1 protein-coding gene is annotated in these 1,531 nt (G+C 64.6%); it reads right to left on the minus strand.

Features of this window, described 5'->3' with window-relative positions:
• Positions 1–661 precede the first annotated feature (661 nt).
• Entirely contained in the window at positions 662–1,063 is a 402-nt protein-coding gene (locus LDL49_RS56365) for a hypothetical protein (protein WP_225303184.1), read from the minus strand.
• Positions 1,064–1,531 lie beyond the last annotated feature (468 nt).

Consider the following 1,531-nt stretch of genomic DNA (forward strand, 5'->3'; position numbering starts at 1 on the left):
GTAGCGCCGTCTCATCGGGGCTTCGCCGTCCGCGGGCCTCGGCCGAGGCCTCCTCTGTCACGACCTGTACCATCCGTGCCTCCAAACTCCAGCCAGATAGTCACACTACCCAATAAGGTCGCTCAGGGGGCGCGCTGAACGTCGAGGAGCTCGACCTGGAGCACCGGCGCGCGCCCATCCGCTCCAAGGGCGGCGCGTCGAATGGGTGTACGTCTTCGGCACGATCGAGGCGGTGGCGGGCCGCCCGGCGACGTCCCTGCAGAAATTCCTGGAGCGGAACCGCGTACTGTTCTCCGGATGATCCTGTGGTGCTCTCGTCCGCACAGCCCTCGTACGCCCGTCGTCGCTTGCCGGTGAAAGTCCGGCCTAGGTAGCTGCCAGGAGGCCTGGTAGCAGGCCGGCGACCTGGTCTGAAACGGTCGGGGTCGGAGCCCGGCGTCAACGGCCCTTCCAGGGGGAAGCAACATGCCGTCCGTGACATGAGGCGAAGCCTGCGGCGGCGTCGTCACTCAGCCGCCCTCGGGCGGGAACAGGGCGAGCCGAGCCCTTCGCAATCGGGCGGTCGGCCTCCTCAACTTCGGGGACGGCAACCAGATGGCATCTCGCGACTGCCCGGGGACGATTTCGCCCGTGTGGCTCGGTTCGGCCGGTTGAAACGATGTCATGTCGTCGACGCCCCACTGAGCGCGACGACGAGACTGGCCGCGGCGAGCACGAACGCAGCAGATGTTCCGACGTACCGCTCCGGCTTGCTTCGGGACACCGCATTGCCGATGACGCTGAGCGCAGCGAACCCGAACACTGCCCAGGTGCCGACGCCTGCGACGGGATCTGCCACTACGTCAATCCAGCCGGCACGGTCCAGGATCACGACTGCGAACGCGACATAGAGCACCACCGCGATACCGCTGCCGGCCCGCAGTGGTCCCGGGAGGACCCGGTGCTGGCCGCCCCATGCAAGGCTCCCCCATGGCGCACCGCACACGAGCGCTAGTTGCAGGACCGACAGCAGGACGAGGACGATGACGAAGATGACAACCAGGACAGGCAGCAGTTCGTTCATGGGATCCTCCTCCAAAAGGCCGAGACACATCGCTGGAGAGAGACGATATGTCGCGCTGCATGCCCAGGTCAAGATATATCGCGTTCGGCCATGATGGTCTGGCCGCCATTCCCGGCCAGGTCGATCAGCAGCAGATCATCCACCCGAAGTAAGTGGTCAGCGGCATGAAGGTAATTAAGCCACGTAAGGCGAGTATGAACAGGCACTCGTTGATGGGATATCCGGCGCCGACCTCGGCCGCGAGTGCCTTGAGCCGGTCATGCAGTTGGTGTCCGTGGCCATGTAAAAGTGGCTCTGACGCAAAGCGTGTGGTCTCGTTACCGAGCGTTGCTTGGCGGGGTTCGTCGGGGTTCGTCGCGATTGAGTAACTGTCCGCGCATGAAGGCGTCCGCTGGGTGATGATCTGGTTCTCCCTGAACTCGATCGTTCACGAGCGGCCGTGGAGTCATGGTGCACCATGCCGAGCAG

The organism is Nonomuraea aurantiaca (assembly GCF_020215705.1).
Classification (GTDB): domain Bacteria; phylum Actinomycetota; class Actinomycetes; order Streptosporangiales; family Streptosporangiaceae; genus Nonomuraea; species Nonomuraea aurantiaca.

Coding starts and splice junctions, on each gene's coding strand:
- LDL49_RS56365 (WP_225303184.1), bottom strand. CDS start 1,063: ATGAACGAACTGCTGCCTGTCCTGGTTGTCATCTTCGTCATCGTCCTC.